Below are 25455 nucleotides of genomic sequence, written 5' to 3'. Positions count from 1 at the left end.
TTCAGCTTTAAGTAAGAGTGGCTTCAGAAGTACTTTTAAAAGACCTGCCGGGTTTCGAGGGAAAATAATTAGATAATACATGAAAAAACAAGCCGGAATAGAAAGTGTACCGGGCCTCTTATGGATTGGCTTTGGATTGATGGGTGGCTTCAGTTTTTATTTAAAAGAAAACTACCTGCTTTGCGGCTTATCTCTATTAGTGGCAATTCTTCACGGGTATAAACTCTTTAAGACACAACGGGAAAAAGCACGGGATCGTGACAGGTAAAAGTTCATGAGATCAAATAAAAATTCAAAACAAAACTTAAGAAAAGCCGTCATCCTTATAAGCGGGATTTTGTTGATCATCAATTTCTGGCTCCTGGATTACGACAACTTGTTCTCCCGGGAAAATTTAGGGAAAGCTCTGGGAGGCCTTTCCAATATCCTTCTCATGGCGGCCATGCTGGTTTCAATTAGACACACAAAAAAGGAACGGGAAAATGCTGATTCGTGAATTAATCAAACAATTGCTATGAAATATATTTTATTCCTAATCCTGTTGATCTGTTCAGGTCTCAGCTTTGGACAATCCCTTTCTCAAAATGAAATAAATCGTAAGGTCGGACTCGTTTGGGGCCTTATCAAATATCATCATCCCGATGTGAGCCGTGGACAATATGACTGGGACAGGGAATTGCTGGCAATGCTGGAAAAATCCCGGGACTTAAGAGACCAGCAGGAACTCAATGCGCTCCTGCTTGGGCTTGTCAACAAAGTAACTACTAATAAGACCAGGTTTAAAATAGAAGAAGAATCGGGCACAGAGGGTCTTTTCAGAAAGAATGAAGACTATGGTTGGATAGAAGAGTACGCTTTTGGAGAGGAACTTACCGCAACACTTCTTAAGCTAAGGAACAACAGGAGAATTGGCGACCACTACGCTTCTTCGGAATGGCTCAACAATTTTCTCAACTTCGAAAACAATAAGGCAGTGGCAGGTTTTGATGCCTCTATTGAGAGCCATCGCCTGTTACTGCTCTACAATTTCTGGAACACCATACAGTACTGGTATGTCAACAAGTATCTTATGGATGAAGACTGGAGGGAGATCTTGCCGGCCCTTACCAAAGAGTTTTCCGAAGCAACCACCACTAAAAAGTTCGAACTGGCAAAGCTGAAGATGATCGCCAAACTAAACGACTCTCATTCCTATCGCATTTCCCGGTATCTCTGGGATTCCCTGTATACCCATTCTCCTGGCCTTAACGGAAAACTGGTGAACGACTCGCTGGTAGTGACCCGCGTATTAAAATTCTCTTCGGCACCCGAAGCCACCATACATCCCGGAGATGTAATTACAGAAATTGAGGGCCTCCCGGTAAGAGATTATATCGAAAGGAACTTTGAACCTATTATTTCTGCTTCCAATAAGAATTATTTAGATCACCGCATTCAGAAGTGGTTCCTGCTGTCTGTTAGAAACAAGGATTCCGTCAGGGTCAAAGTGCTTTCTCCTGCGTCTGGTATTTCCGGGCAGCAAACCATCCAGCTTTATAGCAGCTTCGGAAAAATTGAAAAAGATCAGCAGCTTTACAATCCGCGAAAGGAGCAGTGGTATGATCTCACGCCGCAGGTAACATATATCAACCTGGACAGTATTACCTCCAAAGAACTTAAAACTGCCTTTAACCACGGAAAAGAAAAAAAGGCGATAGTGCTTGATCTTCGAAACTATCCCAAAAATATTTCAGACACACATCTAAGCCGCTTTCTTTATCCGCAGAAAAAGAAATATTTGAAGGTGCTTTTTCCCCTGGCTTCCCAACCCTCACTGGGAGATCCCGATGGACAATCCCCGCTCGGGTTTATTTTGGATCCTTTTAAAACCGGAAGAAGGAACAGGGATTTTTACAAGGGACGGGTGATCCTGCTGGTAGATCGTTCTACGATGAGCAAAGCAGAATGGCTCGCCATGGCCATACAGGGAGCGCCCAACGTGACCACTATCGGGGAGCAAACAGCGGGAGCCCCTTTAAATATCTGGACATACACTTTAGCCGATGGGCAGACTGCCTCTTTCACCGGCCTGGGAGGCTTCTATCCCGATGGTCGTGGCGTGCAACGGGAAGGCGTGGCTTTGGACCATGTGATTACTGAAAGTGCTTTAAACTACGATCCTGAATTATACCTGAAGCAAGCTCTCAAAATTATTGAAGAGGAGGCAAAAATGGAAAGTATCCCATAATCAACTTATAAACTGCTGCCACTAAATATCAAAATTTATAACCATACAAAACTGAAAAACCTAAATTTGAAATGAAACAGATCAGCATTTTATCATTAGCAATAATCTTCAGCCTTTCTATTAATTCTTACGCCCAAAATTCAAAGTTGGAATTCGGCATAAAAGCAGGAGGAAATTATTCGAAATTTACCCCAAATTTTGAGGTAGATGGAAGGGAATACGGCGTATATCAAAGAAAAGCCGGATTTTACCTGGGAGGTTTTTTAAGCAAACGCATCTCAGAAAAATTTTATTTCCAACCCGAATTGCACTTCGTTCACCGGCAAACTGATTTTCTTATACAGGGAGTGGAAATAACCGGTCACGAAGTAGGAGGTATTGTTCTCGATCTTGAAACGAATATTACGGAATCGGTTATAGCGGTTCCTTTGATGTTAAGATACCATTTCACCCGATCTTTCTTTGTGGATGCCGGCCCACAGGCAGGTTTTATTATCGACAGAAATGAAAAGCTGCAAAATGATCCTTTGGAACAACCCGGTAATCCAGAGGTGATTACAGAATACGATTATGACAAGTTCGATGTTGGTCTTAACCTTGGTACCGGCTATGATCTAACTGAAGATCTCACCATTAATGGACGTTACTTTTTCGGAATAGTGGAAAGAGATAATAGCATCAAGTCTTCTGTATTTAGTCTTGGGCTGGAGTACAAATTATAAAATGAAGTTGGTATAACTGAATTCTGTTTTTAATAATCTTTTGCTTCTGAAAAATTACCTTCCAAAAATGCCATTTTTGGCAGTCAATATTTAAACTTATCTATGTTTAGAAAATCCACTTTTTTCCTTCTTTTCTTATTGATTGTGACCGGTTGCGGAAACACCCAATTCACCACACACTTTGAAAAAGGGAGGATAATCGACTTTACCCGGGGGAAATGGCTGTTAAACCTTCCCTTCACCAATTATAAAAGTGAATACGTAGAAAAAATGGCCGCCAAACATTTTAAAAAGATCCTGGGGGATTCCCTTACCCGGATGTCCCAGATGCCAAACGGCAGGGTAGTGGCTGCACATCTTCCCTTTGAGCCCTCACCGGAACAACTGGAGCTGGCAGGAAAAACCACCGGCCATGATTTTCTAATTAATGTAGAGGCTAACATGGGAAAAAATGAGATGGGGTCTTTCGCTCATGCCCCTGCAATGGGCAGTACCATAAATACCAATGATGCCCGTAGCAAAATAAGGATCTATGATCTTAATACGGGAGAATTGATCTCCCAAAGCTCCACTTCCGGGGTTGCAGAGGTCCTTAAGTCTGAAGGGGATAAGAACTGGGATTACGTCAATAGCGCCCAAACCATCACGCTGAAAAGTATAAAGAAACTCATTAGACAATACAGACAAAACGGGATCACGAATTAGAGCAGTGGTTTATGGTTTGTAGTTTTTTGTTTGTAGTTCATCATCCAACCCGTAACCCGCAATCCGTAACAGGAAACAGATAATCCCATCCCGTCATGCTGAACTTGTTTCAGCATCTAACTCGCAACTCGCAACCTAAGGCACAATTACAATTTTTCCTGTGGTATGCAGGGTCTCGATCTGCTCCAGGGCTTTGGCAGTTTCATCTAAAGAAAAAGTCTGGCCCACATTCACCTTTACCTTGCCTTGATCGACCAACTCACTAAGGTGATCCAACTGCAGGGCATTAGGTTCAACAAACACAAATTCATGATCGATCTTTGGGTCAAGGTCATCTCCCTGGTTAAGGATAGACACCAGTTTCCCGTCAGCTTTTAAACATTTAAGGCTTTGCTGCAGGCTTTCCCCACTGGTACAGTCGAAAATGAGATCTACGCCTTCAGGAAATATTTGTTTTACGGCTTCCCCAATGTCCTGGCCCTTATAATCTATGGTATGATCGGCTCCCAGGGAACGCATGTAGTCATGATTTTTACTACTGGCTACCCCAATTACTTCTGCGCCTTTGGTCTTGGCGAGCTGGATAGCAAAACTTCCAACACCCCCCGAAGCTCCTAAAATGAGAAGTTTTTGTCCTTTAGCAAGTTTTCCTGCTTTAAAGAGGGACTGGTAGGCGGTGAGTCCTGCCAGGGGAATTCCGGCTGCTTCTTCCATAGAAACATTTTTTGGTCGTTTTGAAAGATAGCTGTCGGGTATAATAATGTATTCAGCAAAGGTCCCCCATTTTACTTCTGGTCTTCTCGCATAAGCATAAACTTCATCTCCCACTTCAAACCTGCGCGCAGCATGTCCACGTGCTTCTATGACCCCGGCCATGTCCCAGCCCGGGATGATGGGGAAGGAATGGGGCATCATGTTTTTATAATATCCTTTGGTAATTACGGTATCTACGGGATTTACCCCGGCTGCCTTTATCTTTATTAATACTTCCCCTTCCTTTAATTCGGGCAGTTCAATTGTGCCCGATTTTACCTTTGAAGGCCCATCAAATTGATCGTATAGAGCAGCTTTCATTTCTTTTTTCATGTCTTTCTTTTTTTAAAAGGTCAGGATTAAACCCTGGTTCCGCAAACAAATTCTACTAAAGAATTATTAAAAAGTATCAGGGTATTTTTAGAAGGAATTTGAAAAAAGGGGGCAGGCTATAGTGTCCAATCACCCATTAGGAAAGAAATTTAATTTTACTGCTCAAAAATCCCGATGGGGAGATCTGCGTCCCCGGGTTTGACTGTATATCTTTAAATGCCATTTTTGACTATCTTTAAAAAACGTTATCCTGCACAGGTTGTTTTCCCTACTCCCGCAACTTGTTCATAACTGAAACCGTGGTACAGGATTTTTAAAATTTTGGGATGAAATTTATATTTCCATTTTTTTGTTTGTTCATTTTAGGTAGCTGTACGATAAAGGAGGAGGAGGATTTTTCATATTTAGAACGGGACCTGGAACATTTTGAGTTGGGTTTTGAATTAGATGAGCCCAACAGCATTTTAAACAATTTGGCAAAGGGTAATCTTGACCGGAATATCAAGGCTGTTCTTAGGCAGCATCATGATGAGTTCCCAGAGCCCGCAGAGAAGTACTGGGAGTTCCATTATTTGCCAAACAGTGATAGGGTGTCAGAAATGGTCTTTTATTCAGGCAATTATAGACGATGTGAACAAACAAATTTTAATTTTTTCTATAACCGGGAAAACCTTTTAGATTCCATTGTTTCCAATCGTATTAATGTTTGCAATGAATTTGAGGTAAACAGGCTTTATACCTTCAACTATACCGGCGAAGGTCTATTGAAAAGCATCTTTATGGATAATGAAACTTCTGTCGAGGAAAATTATTTTAGTTATTATCCCAATGGCAGGATCAAAGAAATATTTAACGATTTTCACCACAAGGGGGATTGGGAACCGGGTTTCGGAGTTCAAAAGTTCTATTATGACAAATCATTTTCTAATGTGATCAAACATGAAAAGATAGGCCTTAATTCCCATTACACCTATTATTATTTCTATGATGATAAACCAAACCCGTTTAAAGGTCTCTTCATTGCTGCATCTGTCTTTATGCCAAACATTGGACCTGCATATCTTTCTGAAAATAATGTCATTAAGATGATAGAGAAAAACGAGAATAACATACATGGCAACTCGTTCTCCTACGAATTTGATTTCAACTTTGTAGGTGACAGACTGGATACCTATGCAGATAAAAACGAAGATAAAATGCTTTATATATTTTACCGGGTGAATCCTTAGAACCGCACACTAATCCTCAAACTGAAAAATAGCTTCTATAGGCTGTTTGAAAAGCTTCGAGATCCTGAAAGCTGTGGGTAAACTGGGATCAAATTTTTCTTTTTCAATGGCGTTAATTGTTTGGCGGGATACTCCTATGATATCTGCCAGATCTTCCTGGGTATAACCATTTTCGGCCCGTAGTACTTTTAACCTGTTTTTCATGAATATCTACGGGTATTTATTGTAACACAAACTAAATAGGTGATCCCGATAAACATGACCAGGTTGCTTATTTCTGCGTCGAAACCAATAAGATTTGTTACGTCCAGCAAAGAAAATGTTAATCCCACTACCACGGCTAATCCAAGGGTCAAGGCCAGAGACTCCAGATGTATCTTCCGCTCCAGTTCATCAAAACTATTGAACAAATTTCTGTTTGCAATGATCATAAAGATCCCATTGGCAAAGTTGACGGTAACTGCCAGCACAGTTAAGGTAGTGTGGTCATCCCAAATATATTTGGGGCCGAGGGAAGCGATTGCCATTGTTGCAACCCAGCTCCACGTCCATCCAGCAAGTCTGTAAAGGTTTTTCTTCCGTGTCTGTTTCATGATAATGTAATTAAAGTTAGACTTTTAGTAAAGTGTACTTTACAAATGTAGATTAAATTTTTTAATGTAAAGTCTTATTTACAAATTTTGTTGCCGAAAGGAAGAACGGCAGGATTGGAATTGCTGAGGCTCATCTATATTGAACGAAAGAAATGCCTTTTCCCTCCGGAAAAAACACGGAGTAGAAGACATTTTTGGAAATCTTTTTTTGTCACCTACTTCCGCAGCTCCTCCATATCGGATATCATTTCCTCCAGTTTTTGAATGAATCTGCCATAAATAAGCTTCAGGCTTAGCCGGTAAGCCATCACCCCAAGAGCAGAGAGAAGAAGCGCAAGACCTACAAGGATCGCTAAAATATAGATCGTCCCCAACTGAAGAAATTCGTGGAGCAGGGGAGTGTTCCAAAAAAAGAGAAAATAGCCTGCTAGCCCCGCAACTGGGAGCCCGAAACCTAACAACCGGGTATAAAATTTCTTTAAGTTCAGGAACATCTTTCTGTATTCCAGCAAGTATTCATAGCTGCTGGTTTCAATGCTGATTCTTTCAAGTGTCGCCAGTTGTTTTCGGTTCAGGAAGAACATGCCGGTCATTAGCGCCATAACATACAGCCCTGTTAGTAAATGACCCGCTATCCCAAATCCCACTACAGCGAGAATGGCCAAAGGAATGATGCTTTTATTATCGGTTCTATAGGTGCTTTTAAGTTTTTCAATAAGCAGGCTGGATTTCTTGTGGTAAAGGTTATTTATTTTGGGAGCTACCAGGGCTTCCTCTTTCAAAAATCCTTTGGTCCAGATTGTTTCAATCGAATTTTCCATCTAATAATTTTTTAAGTCGTTTTTTAATTCTCGTAATTCTTACGCCAATATTATTGGGGCTGGTGCCTATGATCTCAGATATTTCCTGATAGGATTTTTCCTCGAGGTACAGCAGGATAACAGCCCGGTCTACTTCAGAAAGTTTTTTTATAGCTTCATAAAGTAATAACAGCGATCTGTCTGAGAAATAATGCGGCTCCTCCGGTTCTGCTGCTATTTTTTCTTCGGAAGCTAATTGCTGATTTCTATCCTTCTTTTTTAAAAGAGTAAGGCAAACATTTAAAGAGATTCTGTAGATCCAGGTAGACCATTTGGAATTTCCTTTAAAAATATCCCTGCTTTTCCATATTTGCAGGCATACTTCCTGATAATAATCCTCATAATCTTCCTGCGAATCTGTATATGCCCTACATATTTTTATGATAATTGGGGCATAAGGCAGAATGGAGGAGGTGTAAAAATCGTTGCTCAAAATGTTCTTTTCCTGTTTAGTGCCGCAAGTTCGAATTTATTACACATCTGGACTGGAAAAATTTAATTTCCCTGCTACACATGATCTTTCAAAGAAAAATGTTTTTTAGTACAGCAAATGGAACTAACCTGCTCTAAAGAATTTTTCTATGAAAAAACTACTGCTCCTCCTGGTATTACCTGCACTTCTGCTTTCATGTTCTGCAGAAGAGACTTCCAACGACCCCATTGTTGGTGACTGGAGACATGTGCAATACATGGAATTTCCGGAAAATGCTGAGCCTATCGAGAAAGAGGCAGATGAGTGTGGTAAAAAGGAAAGAATGCATTTTAAAGCTAACGGGGAACTATACTCGGTTCATTACTACATAAATGAAATCATGGAGTGTAAACTAAATGAAAGTGCCACCAGGAACTACGTTTGGACAAAGGTCTCTGAAGGCCTATACAACCTCAAAAACGTAAATACCGACGGCCGCAACTTCAAGTTTGCCTTTCCTGATAGTAATACCTTGTGGATGTACCATGGAGAGCCGTATGAATTGGAAGGTATAAAGTACGGCAGCGAGGTCCGCGTCTATAAAAGGCGCTGAGGCCGCGAATGATTCTGTAACAGCGTTTACCTTCGGGCTACAGTAAAAAAAAAGAAACTGTCTTCGCAAAAAGACAGTTTCTACAGGAAAATATACTTTAAATTATTCGGACACTGGGACCAGTACTTCGTCGATCACATGGATCACCCCGTTACTTGCTGAAATGTCAAACAATCCTGCTTCTACAAGGATGGAAGCATTGGCCTGCTTGTCCTCATCATTGGTATCAATGCCGGCTGAGCTGTTTACATAAATGGAAGGTCCCAGTAGTGTCTCAATGTTACGTGGAGAGTTTTTAGGAACAACGCTATTGCTAAATCTTCTTCCGTCTGTAACATGGTAAGAGAGTACTGCTGCAACCTGCTCCTTTGTAAAAGAATCTAAAGCATTACCATCTAAGAATCTCTCAAATGCTGCATCGGTAGGAGCAAACACGGTGTATTGATCAGATTCTGTAAACATGAAAGTAATTCCTGCGTACTCCAGGGCCGCCAGTAATAAAGTGAACTGTCGGTCTTCTACTGCTTCGGCGGTAGCATAGGATACTACTATTTCGGCAATAGTTTTGTCTCCTTTAATTGCTGCAGGCGAAGCCTTTGCATTCGCGGCTGCAGTAGCTTCTTCAGTTACATTAAGTGCACTTACCTCCCCAAGAGCAGGTTCTTTTTCACAAGATGTCATTACAAATAAGCCGGCTACTAAGAACGACTTCAGAAGATTCGAATAATTTAATACATTTTTCATATCTGTTATAGTTTGATTATGAGGTAAATATATATCTACATTTCCTTATGTTTAAATTAATTAACTAAAATTTAAACAAAATTATATTATCCTGTTTTTTTCATTCGAATCATTTAATCCAGGCGGCATTATTTTGAACCCTCCAGAGGATGACCTGGAAGTTAATTACAGATTTCTTTATTTGGCTCCAAAATCCTGGACCCGCGTCGTTTGAATCATTCATAATTCATTAATATTTTGAATACATTTTGTTTATATTGCAAATCGGCAATAAATAATACTTTCCTACTACCAGGTACAATATTGGTGTCACTTCTTCCGGCTCAGGATCATTTCTTCCGGATACACCTGCTCACAGGTACACGATTGATTCAAAATGCCTTTTAATTTTTGAGAAGATTTTAATGACAGAAAAGGAAAAAAACCCACACAAATCCAAGGAGGAAGACTTGACGAAAAACTTTGATTTTCTTCAAAAAGTAGCTGATCTTAGTCCTAATATTTTATTTGTAATTGACCTTAGGGCAAAACGGGTTGAATATATAAGTCAAAGGGTAAAGGCTTTAACAGGTTATGATCCCGATCACATTCTTAAAAGTGGAGCCGATATTTTCAAGGTCATTATCCACCCTGAAGATTACGAAAGTCGCATAGAGAATCTTGAAAAGTGCCACTTGCTTTCCGGCGAAGAAGAGTGCGAGGTAAAGGTGCGTGTGTTTGCGGGAGAAAACCGGTGGGAATGGTACAGGATAAGGGAAAAAGCATTCCAACGCAACAAAAAAGGGGAAGTTACCCAGGTGTTAGGGACGGCAGAAAATATCCATGAACAAAAAATAGGGGAAGAAAGACTCAGGGAAGAGCACAGGCGCCTTGAAAACGCTCAGAGGATAGGAAATCTCGGTAGTTTTGAGAGAAAACTTCCCGGCGACATTATACAATGTTCCGAAGAATTTTATCGCATTTTTGGGATCGAACCCCGCCCTAACGGCCTCACTATTGAAGAATTTTATTCTTTTGTACATCCCGAAGATTTAGAACCACTTCTCACTGCTGTAGATAAGACCCATTCCACCGGTGAGCCGGTTGACACCATTACCAGGATCGTGCGTCCAGACAATACAATAAGGCATGTTCACCGCAGGGCAGCGATAGTGAAAGACGAAAGTGGAACCCCGCAGAGTGTCTATGGCACTTTTCAGGATATAAGCTCCAGGATAAGATCAACCGAGGAAAAGAAGCGGATGGAAAATTTGATTCGCTCTACCGAAGCTTTAGCCGACACGGGGAGTTATGAGGTGGATCTCGCTTCTAATAAAGTCTATTTTTCCGATGGACTTTTTCGCCTTTTTGGAGAGGAACCGGGATCCTTTGTTCCTTCTTTAGAATGGATTGATCAACGATCCCACCCCGATGATGTTCCTGTAATACAGGAAACCATAAGTCAGGCAATCTTAGAAAAAACGGCTTACACCTATATGCGCAGGATCTTTCGAAAGGAGGGAGAACTTAGAACCGTGGAAGCGCATGGAAAATTCGTTTTAGATCCTGTCAAAGGAACCAGCAGGATCATTGGAATTGTTCAGGATATCACTAAACGCAAGCAGGCCGAAGCAGAATTGAAGAGAAGCGAGGAGCGCAGCCGGCACCTGGTAGAAGTGCTGCAGAATGCTCCTGACTCGTATCTTGTTCTCTCTCCCGATCTATATATTCAAATGGCAAGTGATGCGTATCTTAAGGCCACAGATACTGAACGTGACACAATAATAGGAAAATACGTTTTTGAAGTCTTTCCCGATAATCCTGCCATACCTGAAGCTACAGGAGTTAAAAATCTCCAGGCCTCTTTGAAAAAAGTATTATCGACCAAAAAGACGCACCGCATGGCGATCCAGCATTATGATGTTCGCCGCCGGGACGGCAGTTTTATAGAAAAGCATTGGAGCCTTACCAATACCCCGGTAATAAATTCTGAAGGGGAAGTAGACTATATCATCCACAGGGTTCTGGATATTACAGAGGTAATGGTAGAGAAAGCGGCTATAAAAGGATTGGTTTCTGAAACTGAAATGCTTAAAACTTCTTTGGAGGAAGTAAAACTTCAGGCTAATGAATTGAAGGAGAACAGAGCATTACTACAATCCATATTTGATGCCTCTCCAAATTCTATCATTCTTTATAAGACGTTGTTTGATGCTGATGGTAAACCAGAAGATTTCGAATTCTTTAAAGTGAACGCCTTCAACTATGAATCCCTGGGATTGCCGAGGGATCTTATAGGAAAAAGATATAGCAATTTATTTCCGGGAGTTTATCGTACAGGGATCCTGGAGAAATTTAAAAGAACGGCAGAGACTGGCGAGCCGGCAGATTTTGAAGTATGGTATGAGGGACAGGGATTTAAGAACTGGTTTCATTTCAGGGCTACCAAACTTGGCGGTCTCCTGCTCGCTACCGCCGAAGATATCACCGAACGAAAGAAGACAGAAGAGACTATTCAACAAATGTTAAATGGCTCAATTGCAGCTATTTCCATTTTGCAATCGGTGAGAGATGAGGATGGAAAGATCATTGATTTTAAGTTCAAAGGATCAAACAAAGCGGCCGACTCTCTTAACAGGATGCCGAATCAAACCCTCATAGGGAAAAACTTAATTGAACTCTTCCCGGGAGTAAAGGAGGTTTTTTTTGATACTTATGTAAAGGTGGTGGAAACGGGAGAACCTCTTCGGGTGCAGCGTCATTATTCAAAAGAACATTTTAACAATTGGTTTGACGTATCTGCAGTGAAAAATGGAGATGGTTTCATTCTTACTTACCATGACATTACAGAGCAAAAAAAGGCAGAAAAAGAACTTGTTCAACTAAAGGAAAAGCTTACTCAAAAGGTAACAGATAAATACAGGAAGATCATTAATTCAATGGACGAAGGTTTCTGTATTCTTAAAATCATACGGGACTCTTCTGGAGCTTGTGTGGATTATCGTTATCTGGAAACTAACCCAATATTTGAAGCTCAGACGGGTTTAAAAGATGTAGAGGGAAAGACTGTTAATGAATTAGTTCCAAATCTTGAGAATTATTGGAAAGAAATTTATGGAAATGTTGCCTCAACAGGAGAGCCTGTTCGTTTCGAAGATTACGCTGAACCTCTGGAAAAATGGTTTGACGTCAATGCTTTTCGTATAGATGCTCCCAATGAGCAGCACGTAGCCCTGATATTTAAAGACATAACCGAACGCAAGGAAGCAGAAGAACGAAAGACCTTCCTGCTCAAGATGAATGACGCCATTCGTCCCCTGGAAGACGCAGCAAAAATCCAGGAGACTGCAATGCATATTCTGGGAACTCACCTGGAAGTGAACAGAGCCTACTATTCAGAGATACTGGAGGATGAAGATACGCTGGCGGGAAGGCTGGGGTACGTGAAGGATAATAAACCCTTAACCGGAAGAGTTAAAATATCTGATTTTAGTGCAGAGGTTCACAAACAACTCCTGGAGGGGAAGACACTGGTACAGACAGATATTTCAACAACCCATCAGCTAAATGAATATGCCAAAGATCGTATAAATGCGAGTCAGGTGAGGGGCCTTATTACTGTACCTCTGGTAAAGAAGGGTAAGTTAGTCGCCCTTGTAGCCATTCAGCAACAAAATCCACGGCGTTGGACTTCACAGGAAGTGGCTTTGGTGGAAGAATTATGTGAGCAAACCTGGGCGGCAATTGAAAAAGCGCAGGCGGAAAAAGCACTGAGAGAGAGTGAGCAGCGGTTTAGAAACCTTGTAGAGGCTTCTGCTTTAGCGGTCTGGGAAACCGAACCCGACGGAACAGTTTTTAAAGAAAGTTCTTCATGGCTTGATTTTACCGGACAGATTTATGAAGAGGCATTGGGGAAAGGCTGGATAAATGCCGTGCATGAAGAAGACCGATCCTGGGTAGAAACTGAATGGAAAAAGGCAGTGTCTACAAATACAAAGTTCGATATTGAATTCAGGCTCATGGGGGCTTCCGGAGAAGCAAGGTGGGTTAACGCAAAGGCCATTCCTATTTTCAACATGGAGGGCGAGGTAACCAAGTGGTCTGGGATGCATATCGATATCCACGACCGGAAGCAGGCCGAAGAAGAATTGATAAGGGCCAAAGAAGAGGCCGAGGCAGCGTCCAGGGCCAAAGAAGACTTTCTTTCCACAATGAGCCACGAGATTCGCACCCCTCTTAATGCAGTCATAGGATTAACAAATTTGCTGCTCGAAAAGAACCCCAGGGAAGACCAGAAAGAAGATCTTGGATCCCTTAGTTTTTCGGCTAAAAACCTTCTTGCCCTTATTAATGACATCCTCGACTTTAGTAAACTGGAGGCAGGAAAAGCCGAACTAACAATAACAGATTTTGATCTTCACGATCTTTTACTGAATTTAAAGCAGGCTCATCAACCCATTGCAGATGAAAAGCAAACCGCTCTGATTCTGCAGATAGGAGAAGAAGTTCCAGCAAGAATTGCAGCAGACCAGTTGAAGTTATCTCAGGTACTTCACAACCTGGTAAGTAATGCAGTAAAATTTACTAGTGGAGGAGAGGTACAGATCTCGGTGGATCTGGAAAAACGGGAAAAGAAAGATTTCTGGCTCAATTTTACAATAAAGGATACAGGTATTGGAATTTCCGAAGAAAAAGTGGAGCATATCTTTGAGAAATTCACTCAGGCAGAAAGCTCTACGGTAAGACAGTATGGAGGAACTGGCCTTGGCCTTAGTATTACCAGGCTTCTACTAGGTTTAATGAATAGTGAGATCAAACTGGACAGCAAACCGGGGGAAGGTTCTGTCTTTCACTTCAGCTTACCTGTCAAAAAGGCCAAAAAAGAGACAGGATCTCCAGCTCGGGATATAAAAAGAGATGTCATTCGGGGTGTGAAGAAGCTTAAGGTCCTGCTTGTAGAAGATGTTGAGATCAATCGCAAGATCATACTTCAGTTCTTTCAAAGCTGGTGGCAGATAAGACCCGATGAGGCAAGGACCGGAAAGGAAGGAGTAGAAATGGCCAGTCAAAACAGCTATGACCTCATCCTTATGGATATTCGTATGCCGGTCATGGACGGCTACCAAGCTACGCAGCTAATAAGGGAACTGCCGGGATATGAAAACGTTCCTATCCTGGCCCTAACTGCCGACAAAAATCAGGAGGTGCAACAGGTAGATCATAAGACTAAGTTTAGCGGACTTTTAACTAAACCATTTGAACCAATGGATCTTAAGGAGAAAATACTTCTCCATCTGCCCCATTATACTAATGGCAGTGAAGGCGAAGGTGGGAAAGATAAAAACCCGACTTCCGGCAGTAAACCAATTCCGGAAGCTCAACAAGAGGGAGAACTCATGCTTATCCTGAACCAGTTAGAAGAGTATAGGAAAAACATCATCAGCGGTACAGGAGAAAAAGACTCTCAGGATATTATCGACCTGCACCACAAGTCCCAAAATTTTTATGACATGCTAAAGCTGGAGGATCTTTCGGGACAACTGAAGAATTCACTGCTGTTGATCTCTGAAGGTACAGAAAAGGAAAGACCTGAAAGTATTGAGGCTGTGAAAATTCGGCTTGATAAAATAATAGAGCGAATCAGGGAAGAGGTGAAGGAGCCTTCATTTGAAGTTTCCAGGTACAGGAATTTAGCAGGAAAGAACAAAAAAGTTTTTGAAAAGCTCATTAAAAATTCTATTAAAACAATGGAAATTTACCGGGAAGAATTTGAGGCTGCCGCCATGGGACAGGATCCAGATGCACTTTCAGATCTTGTGCATAAAAATACCACTTCTATATATTATTTGCAGGCCAACCGCCTCGAGTTTGTAATAAACGAATTCAGGGAGTGGTCGAAAGTGGAGCAATATAGAGAAGAAGCGCTACGGGAAAAACTCAAGGAGGTGCTTCTGGAATTTGGGATTCTTATAGCGGGATTAAATACCATGTTGTAATTTTTAATTGTACTGCGAAGTATTTTCTCAAGACTATAGATTTGACGGTTTCTACAGTAAAATCACGAATCAACTGCTAAAAAGAGGTGTCAAAAATGTCATTTTTGAAAGGTGATCCAGTTATACTTCAATTAAATCTTACAAAGGATCTCACAGGTTTTCAAAATCTGTGAGGGCTTTTTCATAACAAACAAGTTATTAATTATTCATCTCAATATCACCCTCTCCGGTTCCATCCATTCAAAAAAAGATCCATCACTTTTCACTTATCTGAATGTACAACAGGTTCCATCGAATTTTTAAATCTTGAACGGGCGCTTAACTTTGATCTTATTTTGCTTCGTTTGAAATAAAATGAGTAATTTATTCTTTAACCTCAAACCTTGAGCCTCCAAAATGCCATTCTGACAAATATCATTGCAAACCAGTTAGTAATGGTTTAAGTTTATGCTAGAGACCAACTGGTGAAGAAAGTTTTTAAAAGCTGGAAGGTTCTTTAGTAGTGTACTTCCCCCACCTGAATCACGATTTTATACTTAAAACAATAACAAAATGGAAAGGTTAAAAGACAAAGTGGTGGTCGTCACCGGCGGGGCCCTGGGAATTGGAAAGGAAACCTGCCTCTTACTGGCTAAAGAAGGGGCTAAAGTTGCCGTAACCGATATTCTGGATGAGGAAGGAAAGAAATTGATCGAGGAGATCAGGAAGGCCGACGGGGAGGCGAAGTACTGGCATCTCAACGTAGCTGCCGAAAGCGAAGTGGAAAAGGTTTATGCTGAGGTGGTCCGGGAATTTGGTAAATTGGATTCTACTGTAAATAATGCTGGTATAGCAGGGGTAAACAAACCAACCCATGAACTGACCGAAGCCGAATGGGACCAGGTCATGGATATCAATGTCAAGGGCGTTTTCTTCTGTACCAAGCACGCCATTCCTCACATGAAAAAAGCGGGAGGGGGAAGTATAGTAAACCTTTCTTCCATCTATGGGATCATCGGTGCCGGGGATATCCCGCACTACCATGCTTCCAAGGGAGCCGTAAGGCTTATGACCAAAAATGACGCACTAATCTATGCCCCGGATAAAATAAGAGTGAACTCCGTCCACCCTGGTTTCATCTGGACCCCGCTGGTAGAAGATTTTGGTAAAGATGTGCCTAATTTTAGGGAAAACCTCAATAGCCTACATCCCATAGGTCACGTAGGCGCACCTCTTGATATCGCGTACGGGATCGTATACCTGGTATCTGATGAGTCCAAATTTGTAACCGGCAGTGAGCTGGTCATTGATGGGGGATATACCGCTAAATAGAAAAGAAAGAAAGGTGAACAGTTTCAGTTGCCGGTTGCCAGTTGCCAGTAGGCTGAAAACTTGAACCTTAAACCAAGTGTACAATTTTAGAATATGAAGGTTTTGAGAATTTGAATATGGGTCCACCAGAAGACGCCCTTCCTAAGATGTTAATTTTGAATTCTGAATCTGAAATTTTAAATATCAAGTATTCCCGGGTCTTAAATATATTTAACTTTAACCTTTATTAAAAGAAGCAAAGAATGGAACCGGAAAACCTGAAGGCACATCTTGACGAGATCATTCATAACTATAACCGTAAAGCTTCACCGGATTTTGAGGGGCTTTCTCCTGAGCAAATGTATTGTTTAGTTAACGATCCTTTTTCTGTTGAAAGTCCTCTTAAACTCCGCACTTTAGATCCGGAAGATTTTGCCCGTATCCCTATTCTAAATCAGATCAAATACCTTATCGCCCATCTTAAAGAAAATGACGAACTCAAACTGACCAAAAAAGGCTTTTTACCTGTTAAACTGGTGGCCGATCTTTACAATCAGGGCTACATTAAAGATGTACATATAGAGGAAGGGATCTCCAAACTTTATAAAGAAACCGATGCAGGAGTCATTCACCTAAGCCGACTCCTCCTTGAACTCTCAGGCATGACCAAAAAGCGCAATGGGAAACTTAGCCTTACCAAAGCAGGTGGGAAGATTGCGGCTAATGACCAGGAACTTCTGGAACTCATTTTCAAAACCATGTGTCTTAAGTTCAACTGGAGCTACTTTGACGGCTATGAAGACGAGAATGTGGGGCAGCTTGGATTTGGTTTTAGCTTACTGCTGCTTTCCAAATACGGGCAGCAATCACGACCTGCAGCATTCTATCTGGAGAAATACCTGCAGGCTTTTCCGCAACTGCTGGAGAGGATAGAACCAGGGTACAGAAGCCCTCAGGAATATGCCCTGGCCATGTATTCCATCCGCAGCTTCGATCGTTTCCTGCTCTACTTTAACTTTATTTCCAAATCGGGTGGGGAGTTCGATCCGGCTAAACATCTGGAGATAAAAACCACCGGTTTATATGAGAAGTTTGTAGGGTTTTAGCTCTTGCTTGGTCCTCACATTCTGGAATTTAAGAGAAATTTTTGAAAGGTGGATAAGAATTACTTCCCCTCTTATAAATAATTTTTCCTTCCCCAGTAGATGCGGTGTGACAACCGACGGTATAAGAAGGTACAAAAAACTGACAGAAGAATATATCTTCTATTTCAATAAAAAAACAGGAGGTTCACCTGTTTCCTTTTTATGATTTCAACTTTTCTTTCATAATTAGTCTCATCTCACCAGATGAACATCAAAATATAAAAGAGCTTACTTATCCTTATTTATAGGGAAATAAACCGAAAAGGTCGAACCTTTCCCAAGTTGGCTTGCCACCTCAATACTTCCGCCGTTATGTTTAAGCATACGTTTAATAATATAAAGTCCCATTCCTGTGCCTTCAATTTTGTGGGAAACTCTGGTAGATTTTTTAAAAATATCCGCCTGATGCTCACCTGCAATTCCAATTCCGTTATCCTTTACCTGTAACAAGATGTGATCATTTCTTTTAATTGTAGAAACAACGATCATTAATGGTTTCCCTTCTTTTTTATACTTAATGGAATTCCGCAGCAGGTTATATAAAATACTCCGAAGATTATTCCTTGAGAAGATAATTTCTGAAGTTTGAAAATCTGTAGAAATATTTATACCCTTTTCAAAAATTTCAGCTTTTAAAGAGAGTATAACATCCTGGGCTATGTTTTCGATATTCACTCTTACAGGTTCGCCCTCAAGTTCAGGTTGATCATCATTTACAGCTATAAAATCTTTTACCAGATCTCTCATGGCGTTGGAGCTGGCTTTGAGAGTTTCAATATATTTTATGAACTGGGGAGTATTTTGTTTGTTGTATGCATTTAATAAAGCATCAGAAAGCAACACTATAGCCGAAAGCGGCTGCCGTATATCGTGCGAAAGAGCGTCTATTAGGGTATGATATTCAGAATTTAACTTCTCAAGTTCTCCCATAGCCCTAATTCTTTTAGTAATTTCTACAAAAGTTACAATTACCCCATCGTTCCTGTTCTCCTCAAAAACTCTGTAGGGAAGAATATTCATCTGGTACCATTTCCCGTCTGTTGTTTGAACCTCCTTCTCAAGGATTTCCCCGGTTTGGATCACTTCTTCAATATTTTCGATAAGGGTGGGAAAACGAAAATTTTCTTTCACGTCATGAATGTCCCTGTTCACATCCGCATCTGTAAGAGAGAACTGCTTCATCGCAGGAGGAGTGAATTTCTTCAAGATAAGATTTCCATCGATGAAAAGCTGCGGAATTATAGTATTGGCAAAATAATTTTCAAGATCCTGGTCTTTCTTTGCATTCGCATGAGTATCTTTCTTTTCAACTTGTTTAGACATAAGGGGAAATATCATAATGGAATTTGTTAAAGGTAGACAATAAAATAGGATATAAATATTTTATTTCTTAAGCAAGGGATCCCCACGGTTGATGTGACCAGATGACTATTTTTAAAATGACGTCTTAAACAGAGGCAATTTTCTCCTTGGCGACCTTTTTTTCCATGGCAGTAATTTTCTTTAGGATGGAAGAAAGGATCAAACTGAAAAGCACGAATCCAATGAAAATAATAAATCCGGGCTGTAATGAGGTCTTGTTTGTTGAAATGCTCACCAGGGAATCAGTTTCCATGTTGAGATTGGAGAGTTGGTTGTCCAGTATTCCCTGAAAGCCTATATAAGCCATGAAAATCGCAATCACGTAAACATCGGCCATACTCCATTTTCCCGATTTAAAAGTGAAGAATTTGAGAATTCTGTTCTTCCTGGTTTTTTCATTTCCGGCCAAATAGATTTGTGTGGCCAGTAATTTGGCCACAGGAAAAATAATGCTGAAAGCAAGAATAAGAATACCAACCAGGTAAGAGTCTAGCTTTCCAGTGTTGAAGAGAATACCTATTACCTCCAGAATACTCTTGCTTTGAAAGAAGATTACCTGATCATTGAAGGTGATACTTTCCCCAATAAGTAGGAAGTTGATCTCTTGAAAACGGGCATCGATTTCAATCATTGGCGCCGTAAGGCCTGAAAAAAGGACAACCAGAGATACCAGGACCGAAATAATAAAAAGTGGTGTGTGTTGCGCTTTCTGATTTCTAAACAGCCACCACAGGAGAAGAAATATTCCAATAATTCCTAACAAAATATAGGTGTGGAAATAGGTTTGAGCCTCCAGGACATATATCTTCTTCGGAATTTGCTCATTAAATTCGGTAAGACTTTGGACTTTATATTTGTCTAACAGAGCTCTTATTTTTAACGTTGCCACCTGGGAATCATCATATGTAAGATCGCTGTATTCCTGCAATTTGCTCTTAATGACATATTTTAATGCCTCTTTGTTTTCCGGTTTTTGAATTTCATTGACGATGGTCTGGGCAAACATGGGGACAAGAGCTCTTATTTTATCTTCTGGCACCAAAGTCTTTACCGCAAATTTTTGAAGTTTAGCCTTTATTCCTTTCTGCTTTTGATCCAGAATATCTGCTCCCTTGTCAATGCCCGCCGTTAGTATATTTTCAACCTGGTGAACCAGGGTGTCCTCCTGGGCCTCTGTGAACTCAAATTCATCAATCCTGTTTAGAACCATGGTAGTAAGATGGTCCCGCCAGATGTTAACTGACATTATGCCGTGAGTGATACTGTTGAGCTCACTGTAATCCCTTTTAATATCTGCTACTTCTGAAGAATACTTGTATACCGAATAGCTGTTCCATCCCGCGATTAGTAATAAAGCACCAGCGAGAAGAATCAAAATAAATTGTTGTAAGGTCCTGGACATGTAGGTTGAAATTTATTAAAGGTAGTCTTTAGGATTGATTAGCTCACTTTTGCAACTCACCTATTGTAACAAACAAAATGAAATGGAGTCTAAGGGATTTCTAAAGTCTATTATTCTTCCTACCATTTAATAGAAATTCCGGATAAAAATTTTTTGATCTAGGTTTGCTGATCCGGGAGAGAATGGTTAAAAGACTATTAACCACTAATTAACCAATTATATTTTCTTTGTTAATACATCATTTAACTTTTACCAATACATGCGGTGTGACAAACGAAGGTACATGAAGGTACATTAAATTGACAGGAGAATTCGTCCTATCTTTTGAAAAAAAATCCCTGATAAGATTTCTCCTATGTTCTCCCATACTAATGGCAATATTTCTTCATTCTAATAATCCTCCACCGACTGCATTTGGAAAGTTTTCAGAACTAAACAATTATGATCTTATAAGGAACAGAAAGCCTCAAATTAGGCTTTGATCCACTGGAAAAAGATCAAAATAGAGAGAAATCCATTAAAAACTTTATATTGATGACCAAACAAACATGATATATGAAGTTCATTCCATTTATTAAGAAACATACAGAAGAGATTACCGACGAATGGGTGAAATTTGCCCAGGATAATATTAGTGGGGTCAATAAAATGCAACTTGAGGAGGTGCGGGACCATATCAAACAAATGCTTGAAAGGATTGTAGAAAGCATGGAAACCTCGGAAACTGATGCCCAGCAGGAAAAAAAATCTAAAGGGAATAAGAATATGTCATCTGGCGAAAGCAAGGCTGCTAATCAACATGGTGAACAGCGGGCAGATAAAGGTTTTGACGCTATGGAATTAAGCTCGGAATTTAGAGCTCTAAGGGCAAGTGTATTGCGACTGTGGGAAATAAATAGCAAGACAGAGGAGTGGGAAACTGATTTCCATGACATGATACGATTTAATGAAGCCGTTGACGAATTGTGGTTAATTTCCCTGGACCGTTTCCAGGATAAGGTAGATGAAAGAAAGAATTGGGTTATGGGTATTGTGGGACATGATTTGCGCAATCCTCTTGCTGCCATTTCGGGCGTGCAGTCTATTCTCAAGTTATCTAAAAATTTGTCAGAAAAAGAAAGATCTTTACTTGGACGAGCGGGTTCCAGTGTAAAACGTATGACAGAATTAATAGATAATCTTTTGGAATTAACAGATTTGCGGTTGGGAAGCGGAATGAAGATCCATAAAGCCCCGGTTGATCTTTCGGAACAAAGTGAGAAGATTGTTCAGGAAGTGCAATTAGCTTACCCTGAAGCCGAATTAATTATTCAGTCTCCGGGTCCCGTACAGGGGGAGTGGGATGTCGTGAAGCTGGATCAATTAATGACCAATCTAATTACTAATGCTCTGCGTCACGGAAAACCGGGAGGCCCTGTTACAGTAAATATCTCTGCTAAAGGCAATGAAGCATTTTTTAAAGTTCATAATGAAGGTTCGCCAGTACCGGAGGAAATAAAAGATATGATTTCAAAAGGAATGGTAACTAAGACTAATGGAGATCACAGGAAAAAGGAGAGTTATGGTCTTGGTTTGTACATCGTAAAACAAATAGTAGACGGGCATAAAGGACAGATAAATTTAATAAGCACTGAAGAAAAAGGCACCACTTTTAAAATAACTCTTCCAAGACGATAATTTTATTTATTTTCCATGCGGAACCTACAATTGGTAGACAAGGGCAGTTGTTAAAGCGTCCAGAATTTGATGTATGACAGTTTTATCTTTTAAGGCCATTAAAAGCCTTATTTAACAGGAAGGTAAAGATTGTCTAAGAGTGCCAATTCTGACCTCGCAAATTCAAGGCTGCCTGTATTATTTCGCTCTCGCTTATCTGCCCCACCAATTTACCCCTTTCTGTTACTGGAAATAGGCGGAAATGATTTTCAACAAATCTTTTGGCTGCATCCAAAAGACTCATTTCTACATCAATTGTCTGGGGGTTGGAGGTCATACGTTTCTCAACAGATATATCATCTATTGGCATATTAAAATATTTAGAATCAGAAATATGTTTTAAGCAATCTCCCTTTGAAATAATTCCTAACAGATTATTTTTTTCATCCACAACGCATCCACCGGAAATATTATTTTTTATTAAGAGTTCCATTACTTCATAAATTGTCTGGTCAGTTCGGAAGGTGATAATATCTCTAACCATATGATCTGCTACTCTTACCGCTTTACTCTCGATTTTTTCCTTTTCTACCTTTCTGCCTTGAAAACTTTTTATACCCATGGTTTCCTATTTTAAGAATGAGTATTTAAAATAGGCAAATTTTATTGTTTCATAAATTATTCAAGCGGTATTGGGAAATATTTTCTACTATTTGTTAAAAAATATGTAATCTTTATATTACTTTACGACTAAATAGTACAAACCACCTCTTTCAAATGGATATCCCCCTCTCTTTTTGTCTGCCGGAAGTAATAACTATCCATATGAAAAAGAAGTACATTTATTCCTTTTGTTTTAAGCATTCCAATAAATTTTTTATAGTCCTTATATTCTTAGGCTTTATTACAGCCTTGCTTTGGTTCTTTTGATTCAGGTACTTAGGTGAAATTTAAGAGTGATTGAAGAAAAGTAGAAGATATCAGCCGTTAATTATTCTAACTCATCAGATGTAGGCGCACCACGGAAATCATGTTGAAATAGGCCCAGGTTTTTAATCCTTTTTTGAGCCACCAGCACCAGCAGTTACACAATCAATCCACAACAAAACTGAATTTAATGGTGTTCGGACTATCACCCAGAAGATACTTCAGGATTTTTTGTATATTATATGTTATTATGTATGAGTAATTAAAAAGGTTTGTTTAGGCTAAATTTGAGAAGAATGTTTTCCATTTAGATCCTTTTTACATCTTGTAGATATGTATTTAAAATTCTTAGGATCATGAATAATTCACTTATCAAATCGTTTTTTCAAAGAATCTGCCCATGTGAATCGTCCCGGATTTTCCAAAAATTAGTTTTTTGGTTTGCTCTGAGCTTCTTGTTGGTACCATCAAATGGATTTGCTCAGGCGGAATGTCCTGCCATTAATGTAAAAATTCAAAACATTGATAACAATACCGGAGTTATCGCTTGTGCGATTTTTGATTCCCCTGAAGGCTTCCCCAAAAAATTCCTGAGATTCGCATCCAAAGTCATGATAACACAAATAAAAGGAAAAGATGCGAGTTTTGAGTTCTCAGATATCAAACCGGGAAGATACGCCATTGTCGTAATCCATGATGAAAATTACGACGGCGAACTGGAAACCAATTGGTTGGGTATACCTAAAGAAGGCTATGGCTTTTCCAGTGGTGCCGAAGTTTCATTAAGTGCTCCTTCCTTTTCTGACGCTGAATTCACATATGATGGAGGAGATCTGCAAATGATTATAGACCTGAACTATTAAAATTTGGCTTCAAAAATAGTTCTCCTGCTAATTGCGAAGATTGTTGGTAAAGTTTGAGTAAAAGGAAATAAAAAACCTGTTGCCTTAAAAGGTAAGGGGGGCAATATTTTCAGGCAAAAGAATGGGATAATAAAATTTCGCAGCACGATATAGGTCGTCCGCTTTTTACCAATGTTATGAACATCAGCATCCTCCTTATTTATATTTGCGTAAAATTTTGATTATCAATATTTAGGCTTCCTAAAAACTTGTAATTTTGATATTTTTATTCTATTTTAATATACCTGTTATTAGCATGAAGTTCTCTCTCTGAATTTAAACAAGTTCTATACTCTACTTCAAAAATCATGTGACAAATAGAAAATGTAGAATTCCATAAATCTATATGATATGAAAAATCTTAATACTATAAGATTTTCCCGAACCGATAAAACAAAATTTTTCAGGACTCTCAACAAGCGCGTAAATTCGTATTTTAAGGATAATAATATCCCGAAAACGGGAAACTGGAAGTTATATCTTAAGACTGCGGCAATGTTCAGTCTGTTCCTGGCTCCTTATTTTCTTCTACTCACTCTTGACATTTCCCAATGGTGGATGCTGGTATTAACTGTGGTTATGGGAGTCGGCATGGCTGGCGTTGGAATGAACGTGATGCATGATGGAAACCACGGATCTTACTCCTCTAAAAACTGGATTAATAAATTTATGGGGGGCACGATTTATATCTTAGCCGGAAATGTATATAACTGGCAGGTTCAACATAATGTCTTACACCATACCTATACAAATATTCATGGCCACGATGAAGACCTTGATGCTGGGAGAATTATTCGTTTTTCCCGGCATGCCAAATGGTCGAGATTTCACCGGTTTCAGCATTACTATGCCGTTTTCCTGTATGGGCTGATGACTTTCAACTGGGCACTTACCACTGATTTTAAACAAACCAGAAGATATCTTGCGAAAAAACTTTCTTATGGTAAATTACCAAGTGCAAGGAGGCAATGGAGTATTATTGCGATAACAAAATTGATTTATTTTGCGATCTGGATCGCGATTCCGATGTTTTTTATCTCTGTCGCCTGGTGGAAAGTTTTGATTGGATTTTTCGTGATGCATTACACCGCGGGACTTATTTTGAGCATAGTTTTTCAGCTTGCTCATGTTGTAAAGGAAACCGAAATGCCTTTACCGGATGAAACGGGATCTATGAAAAATACCTGGGCCATTCATCAGCTTTATACCACTGTTAATTTCGCCACCAATAACAAACTTGTGAACTGGTTCACAGGAGGGCTCAACCATCAGGTAGAGCATCATATTTTTCCAAACATCAGCCATATCCATTACAATAAAATAGCAGAAATAGTAAAAAAAACTGCCAGGGATTGTAATTTGCCGTATAATGAATATGAAACTATGAGAGCCGCTATAAAAGCGCATTTTCAGCACTTGAAAGCTATAGGGGCCAAACCCGCACTTTCAGTTTAAATCTGAATTCTTTTCCGTAAGCTTAGACGGGACATCTGTTATTACTGTTATAAGATCATATTGGCCTACTGGCCTTCTAAGTTGGCATTGTTAGGAAAATCTGTAAAATATATTGAACGATCACTGTCGAGCCTGGTATTAACTTATATT

Annotated in this window: 22 protein-coding genes; 13 read left to right on the top strand and 9 right to left on the bottom strand. The window is 39.9% G+C overall.

Annotated elements, in window-relative coordinates:
- Positions 1–79: 79 nt before the first annotated feature.
- From LA313_RS09695 to LA313_RS09675, 5 genes are all read left to right on the top strand, one after another.
- Positions 80–268, top strand: coding sequence for a hypothetical protein (locus LA313_RS09695; RefSeq protein WP_228914495.1), 189 nt, complete (start codon positions 80–82; stop codon positions 266–268).
- Between the two features lie 6 nt (positions 269–274).
- A complete protein-coding gene (locus LA313_RS09690) occupies positions 275–496 on the top strand; it encodes a hypothetical protein (protein WP_228914494.1) in 222 nt (73 codons plus the stop codon).
- A gap of 18 nt (positions 497–514) precedes the next feature.
- On the top strand, positions 515–2227 hold the full coding sequence (locus tag LA313_RS09685; protein WP_228914493.1) for a S41 family peptidase: 1713 nt from the start codon (positions 515–517) through the stop codon (positions 2225–2227).
- A 71-nt stretch (positions 2228–2298) separates the two neighbouring features.
- On the top strand, positions 2299–2949 hold the full coding sequence (locus tag LA313_RS09680; RefSeq protein ID WP_228914492.1) for a porin family protein: 651 nt from the start codon (positions 2299–2301) through the stop codon (positions 2947–2949).
- Between the two features lie 102 nt (positions 2950–3051).
- Complete coding sequence (locus LA313_RS09675) at positions 3052–3654, top strand: hypothetical protein (RefSeq protein WP_228914491.1); 603 nt, start codon at positions 3052–3054, stop codon at positions 3652–3654.
- Between the two features lie 135 nt (positions 3655–3789).
- On the opposite strand, the gene LA313_RS09670 is transcribed toward LA313_RS09675, so the two are convergent.
- Positions 3790–4740 carry an NADP-dependent oxidoreductase gene (locus LA313_RS09670; protein ID WP_228914490.1) on the bottom strand — a complete coding sequence of 317 codons (951 nt, stop codon included), beginning with the start codon at positions 4738–4740 and terminating at the stop codon, positions 3790–3792.
- A gap of 326 nt (positions 4741–5066) precedes the next feature.
- Between LA313_RS09670 and LA313_RS09665 the strand changes: the two genes are divergently transcribed.
- Positions 5067–5969: a hypothetical protein gene (locus tag LA313_RS09665; protein ID WP_228914489.1), complete on the top strand. Its 903-nt coding sequence runs from the start codon at positions 5067–5069 to the stop codon at positions 5967–5969.
- Between the two features lie 9 nt (positions 5970–5978).
- Here LA313_RS09665 and LA313_RS09660 read toward each other — a convergent pair whose 3' ends face one another.
- The 4 genes from LA313_RS09660 to LA313_RS09645 all read right to left on the bottom strand — a co-directional run bounded on the left by LA313_RS09660 (position 5979) and on the right by LA313_RS09645 (position 7855).
- Entirely contained in the window at positions 5979–6173 is a 195-nt protein-coding gene (locus tag LA313_RS09660; protein ID WP_228914488.1) for a helix-turn-helix transcriptional regulator, read from the bottom strand.
- A complete protein-coding gene (locus LA313_RS09655; RefSeq protein ID WP_228914487.1) occupies positions 6170–6562 on the bottom strand; it encodes a hypothetical protein in 393 nt (130 codons plus the stop codon). Before LA313_RS09655 ends, LA313_RS09660 begins: the two co-directional genes overlap by 4 nt.
- A gap of 215 nt (positions 6563–6777) precedes the next feature.
- The gene (locus tag LA313_RS09650; protein WP_228914486.1) at positions 6778–7383 is read right to left on the bottom strand and encodes a hypothetical protein; all 606 of its coding nucleotides are present in this window, start codon (positions 7381–7383) and stop codon (positions 6778–6780) included.
- A complete protein-coding gene (locus LA313_RS09645; RefSeq protein WP_228914485.1) occupies positions 7367–7855 on the bottom strand; it encodes an RNA polymerase sigma factor in 489 nt (162 codons plus the stop codon). The genes LA313_RS09650 and LA313_RS09645 overlap by 17 nt, the downstream gene beginning before the upstream one ends.
- A gap of 148 nt (positions 7856–8003) precedes the next feature.
- Here LA313_RS09645 and LA313_RS09640 point away from each other — a divergent pair, with 148 nt between their 5' ends.
- Entirely contained in the window at positions 8004–8447 is a 444-nt protein-coding gene (locus LA313_RS09640; protein WP_228914484.1) for a hypothetical protein, read from the top strand.
- Positions 8448–8549: 102 nt separating this feature from the next.
- Here the strand turns inward: LA313_RS09640 and LA313_RS09635 are convergent, their stop codons facing one another.
- Positions 8550–9191 carry a fasciclin domain-containing protein gene (locus LA313_RS09635; protein WP_228914483.1) on the bottom strand — a complete coding sequence of 214 codons (642 nt, stop codon included), beginning with the start codon at positions 9189–9191 and terminating at the stop codon, positions 8550–8552.
- Positions 9192–9595: 404 nt separating this feature from the next.
- Here LA313_RS09635 and LA313_RS09630 point away from each other — a divergent pair, with 404 nt between their 5' ends.
- The 3 genes from LA313_RS09630 (at position 9596) to LA313_RS09620 (ending at position 17562) form a co-directional block, all read left to right on the top strand.
- The gene (locus LA313_RS09630; protein ID WP_228914482.1) at positions 9596–15166 is read left to right on the top strand and encodes a PAS domain S-box protein; all 5571 of its coding nucleotides are present in this window, start codon (positions 9596–9598) and stop codon (positions 15164–15166) included.
- Positions 15167–15718: 552 nt separating this feature from the next.
- Entirely contained in the window at positions 15719–16477 is a 759-nt protein-coding gene (locus LA313_RS09625) for an SDR family NAD(P)-dependent oxidoreductase (RefSeq protein ID WP_228914481.1), read from the top strand.
- A 242-nt stretch (positions 16478–16719) separates the two neighbouring features.
- The gene (locus tag LA313_RS09620; protein WP_228914480.1) at positions 16720–17562 is read left to right on the top strand and encodes a hypothetical protein; all 843 of its coding nucleotides are present in this window, start codon (positions 16720–16722) and stop codon (positions 17560–17562) included.
- A 267-nt stretch (positions 17563–17829) separates the two neighbouring features.
- Here the strand turns inward: LA313_RS09620 and LA313_RS09615 are convergent, their stop codons facing one another.
- Both LA313_RS09615 and LA313_RS09610 read right to left on the bottom strand, forming a co-directional pair.
- Positions 17830–18924: a sensor histidine kinase gene (locus LA313_RS09615; protein ID WP_228914479.1), complete on the bottom strand. Its 1095-nt coding sequence runs from the start codon at positions 18922–18924 to the stop codon at positions 17830–17832.
- Positions 18925–19048: 124 nt separating this feature from the next.
- Positions 19049–20365 carry a paraquat-inducible protein A gene (locus LA313_RS09610; RefSeq protein ID WP_228914478.1) on the bottom strand — a complete coding sequence of 439 codons (1317 nt, stop codon included), beginning with the start codon at positions 20363–20365 and terminating at the stop codon, positions 19049–19051.
- 555 nt (positions 20366–20920) lie between these two features.
- Here LA313_RS09610 and LA313_RS09605 point away from each other — a divergent pair.
- Positions 20921–22042, top strand: coding sequence for an ATP-binding protein (locus LA313_RS09605; protein WP_228914477.1), 1122 nt, complete (start codon positions 20921–20923; stop codon positions 22040–22042).
- A 133-nt stretch (positions 22043–22175) separates the two neighbouring features.
- Here LA313_RS09605 and LA313_RS09600 read toward each other — a convergent pair whose 3' ends face one another.
- The gene (locus tag LA313_RS09600) at positions 22176–22643 is read right to left on the bottom strand and encodes a CBS domain-containing protein (RefSeq protein WP_228914476.1); all 468 of its coding nucleotides are present in this window, start codon (positions 22641–22643) and stop codon (positions 22176–22178) included.
- Between the two features lie 661 nt (positions 22644–23304).
- Between LA313_RS09600 and LA313_RS09595 the strand changes: the two genes are divergently transcribed.
- Together LA313_RS09595 and LA313_RS09590 are read left to right on the top strand one after the other, a co-directional pair.
- A complete protein-coding gene (locus tag LA313_RS09595) occupies positions 23305–23811 on the top strand; it encodes a DUF2141 domain-containing protein (RefSeq protein WP_228914475.1) in 507 nt (168 codons plus the stop codon).
- Positions 23812–24201: 390 nt separating this feature from the next.
- Positions 24202–25305 (top strand): fatty acid desaturase family protein, encoded by a 1104-nt coding sequence (locus tag LA313_RS09590; protein WP_228914474.1) that lies wholly within the window; start codon positions 24202–24204, stop codon positions 25303–25305.
- Positions 25306–25455 lie beyond the last annotated feature (150 nt).

Source organism: Salinimicrobium sediminilitoris (assembly GCF_020866905.1).
Taxonomy (GTDB): domain Bacteria; phylum Bacteroidota; class Bacteroidia; order Flavobacteriales; family Flavobacteriaceae; genus Salinimicrobium; species Salinimicrobium sediminilitoris.
Note: the sequence above shows the minus strand (reverse complement) of the source record. Positions and strands in the feature narration are given on the sequence as shown.

Coding starts and splice junctions, on each gene's coding strand:
- LA313_RS09595 (WP_228914475.1), top strand. CDS start 23,305: ATGAATAATTCACTTATCAAATCGTTTTTTCAAAGAATCTGCCCATGT.
- LA313_RS09665 (WP_228914489.1), top strand. CDS start 5,067: ATGAAATTTATATTTCCATTTTTTTGTTTGTTCATTTTAGGTAGCTGT.
- LA313_RS09600 (WP_228914476.1), bottom strand. CDS start 22,643: ATGGGTATAAAAAGTTTTCAAGGCAGAAAGGTAGAAAAGGAAAAAATC.
- LA313_RS09620 (WP_228914480.1), top strand. CDS start 16,720: ATGGAACCGGAAAACCTGAAGGCACATCTTGACGAGATCATTCATAAC.
- LA313_RS09610 (WP_228914478.1), bottom strand. CDS start 20,365: ATGTCCAGGACCTTACAACAATTTATTTTGATTCTTCTCGCTGGTGCT.
- LA313_RS09670 (WP_228914490.1), bottom strand. CDS start 4,740: ATGAAAAAAGAAATGAAAGCTGCTCTATACGATCAATTTGATGGGCCT.
- LA313_RS09685 (WP_228914493.1), top strand. CDS start 515: ATGAAATATATTTTATTCCTAATCCTGTTGATCTGTTCAGGTCTCAGC.
- LA313_RS09630 (WP_228914482.1), top strand. CDS start 9,596: ATGACAGAAAAGGAAAAAAACCCACACAAATCCAAGGAGGAAGACTTG.
- LA313_RS09650 (WP_228914486.1), bottom strand. CDS start 7,383: ATGGAAAATTCGATTGAAACAATCTGGACCAAAGGATTTTTGAAAGAG.
- LA313_RS09635 (WP_228914483.1), bottom strand. CDS start 9,191: ATGAAAAATGTATTAAATTATTCGAATCTTCTGAAGTCGTTCTTAGTA.
- LA313_RS09655 (WP_228914487.1), bottom strand. CDS start 6,562: ATGAAACAGACACGGAAGAAAAACCTTTACAGACTTGCTGGATGGACG.
- LA313_RS09605 (WP_228914477.1), top strand. CDS start 20,921: ATGAAGTTCATTCCATTTATTAAGAAACATACAGAAGAGATTACCGAC.
- LA313_RS09625 (WP_228914481.1), top strand. CDS start 15,719: ATGGAAAGGTTAAAAGACAAAGTGGTGGTCGTCACCGGCGGGGCCCTG.
- LA313_RS09590 (WP_228914474.1), top strand. CDS start 24,202: ATGAAAAATCTTAATACTATAAGATTTTCCCGAACCGATAAAACAAAA.
- LA313_RS09640 (WP_228914484.1), top strand. CDS start 8,004: ATGAAAAAACTACTGCTCCTCCTGGTATTACCTGCACTTCTGCTTTCA.
- LA313_RS09680 (WP_228914492.1), top strand. CDS start 2,299: ATGAAACAGATCAGCATTTTATCATTAGCAATAATCTTCAGCCTTTCT.
- LA313_RS09660 (WP_228914488.1), bottom strand. CDS start 6,173: ATGAAAAACAGGTTAAAAGTACTACGGGCCGAAAATGGTTATACCCAG.
- LA313_RS09675 (WP_228914491.1), top strand. CDS start 3,052: ATGTTTAGAAAATCCACTTTTTTCCTTCTTTTCTTATTGATTGTGACC.
- LA313_RS09690 (WP_228914494.1), top strand. CDS start 275: ATGAGATCAAATAAAAATTCAAAACAAAACTTAAGAAAAGCCGTCATC.
- LA313_RS09615 (WP_228914479.1), bottom strand. CDS start 18,924: ATGTCTAAACAAGTTGAAAAGAAAGATACTCATGCGAATGCAAAGAAA.
- LA313_RS09695 (WP_228914495.1), top strand. CDS start 80: ATGAAAAAACAAGCCGGAATAGAAAGTGTACCGGGCCTCTTATGGATT.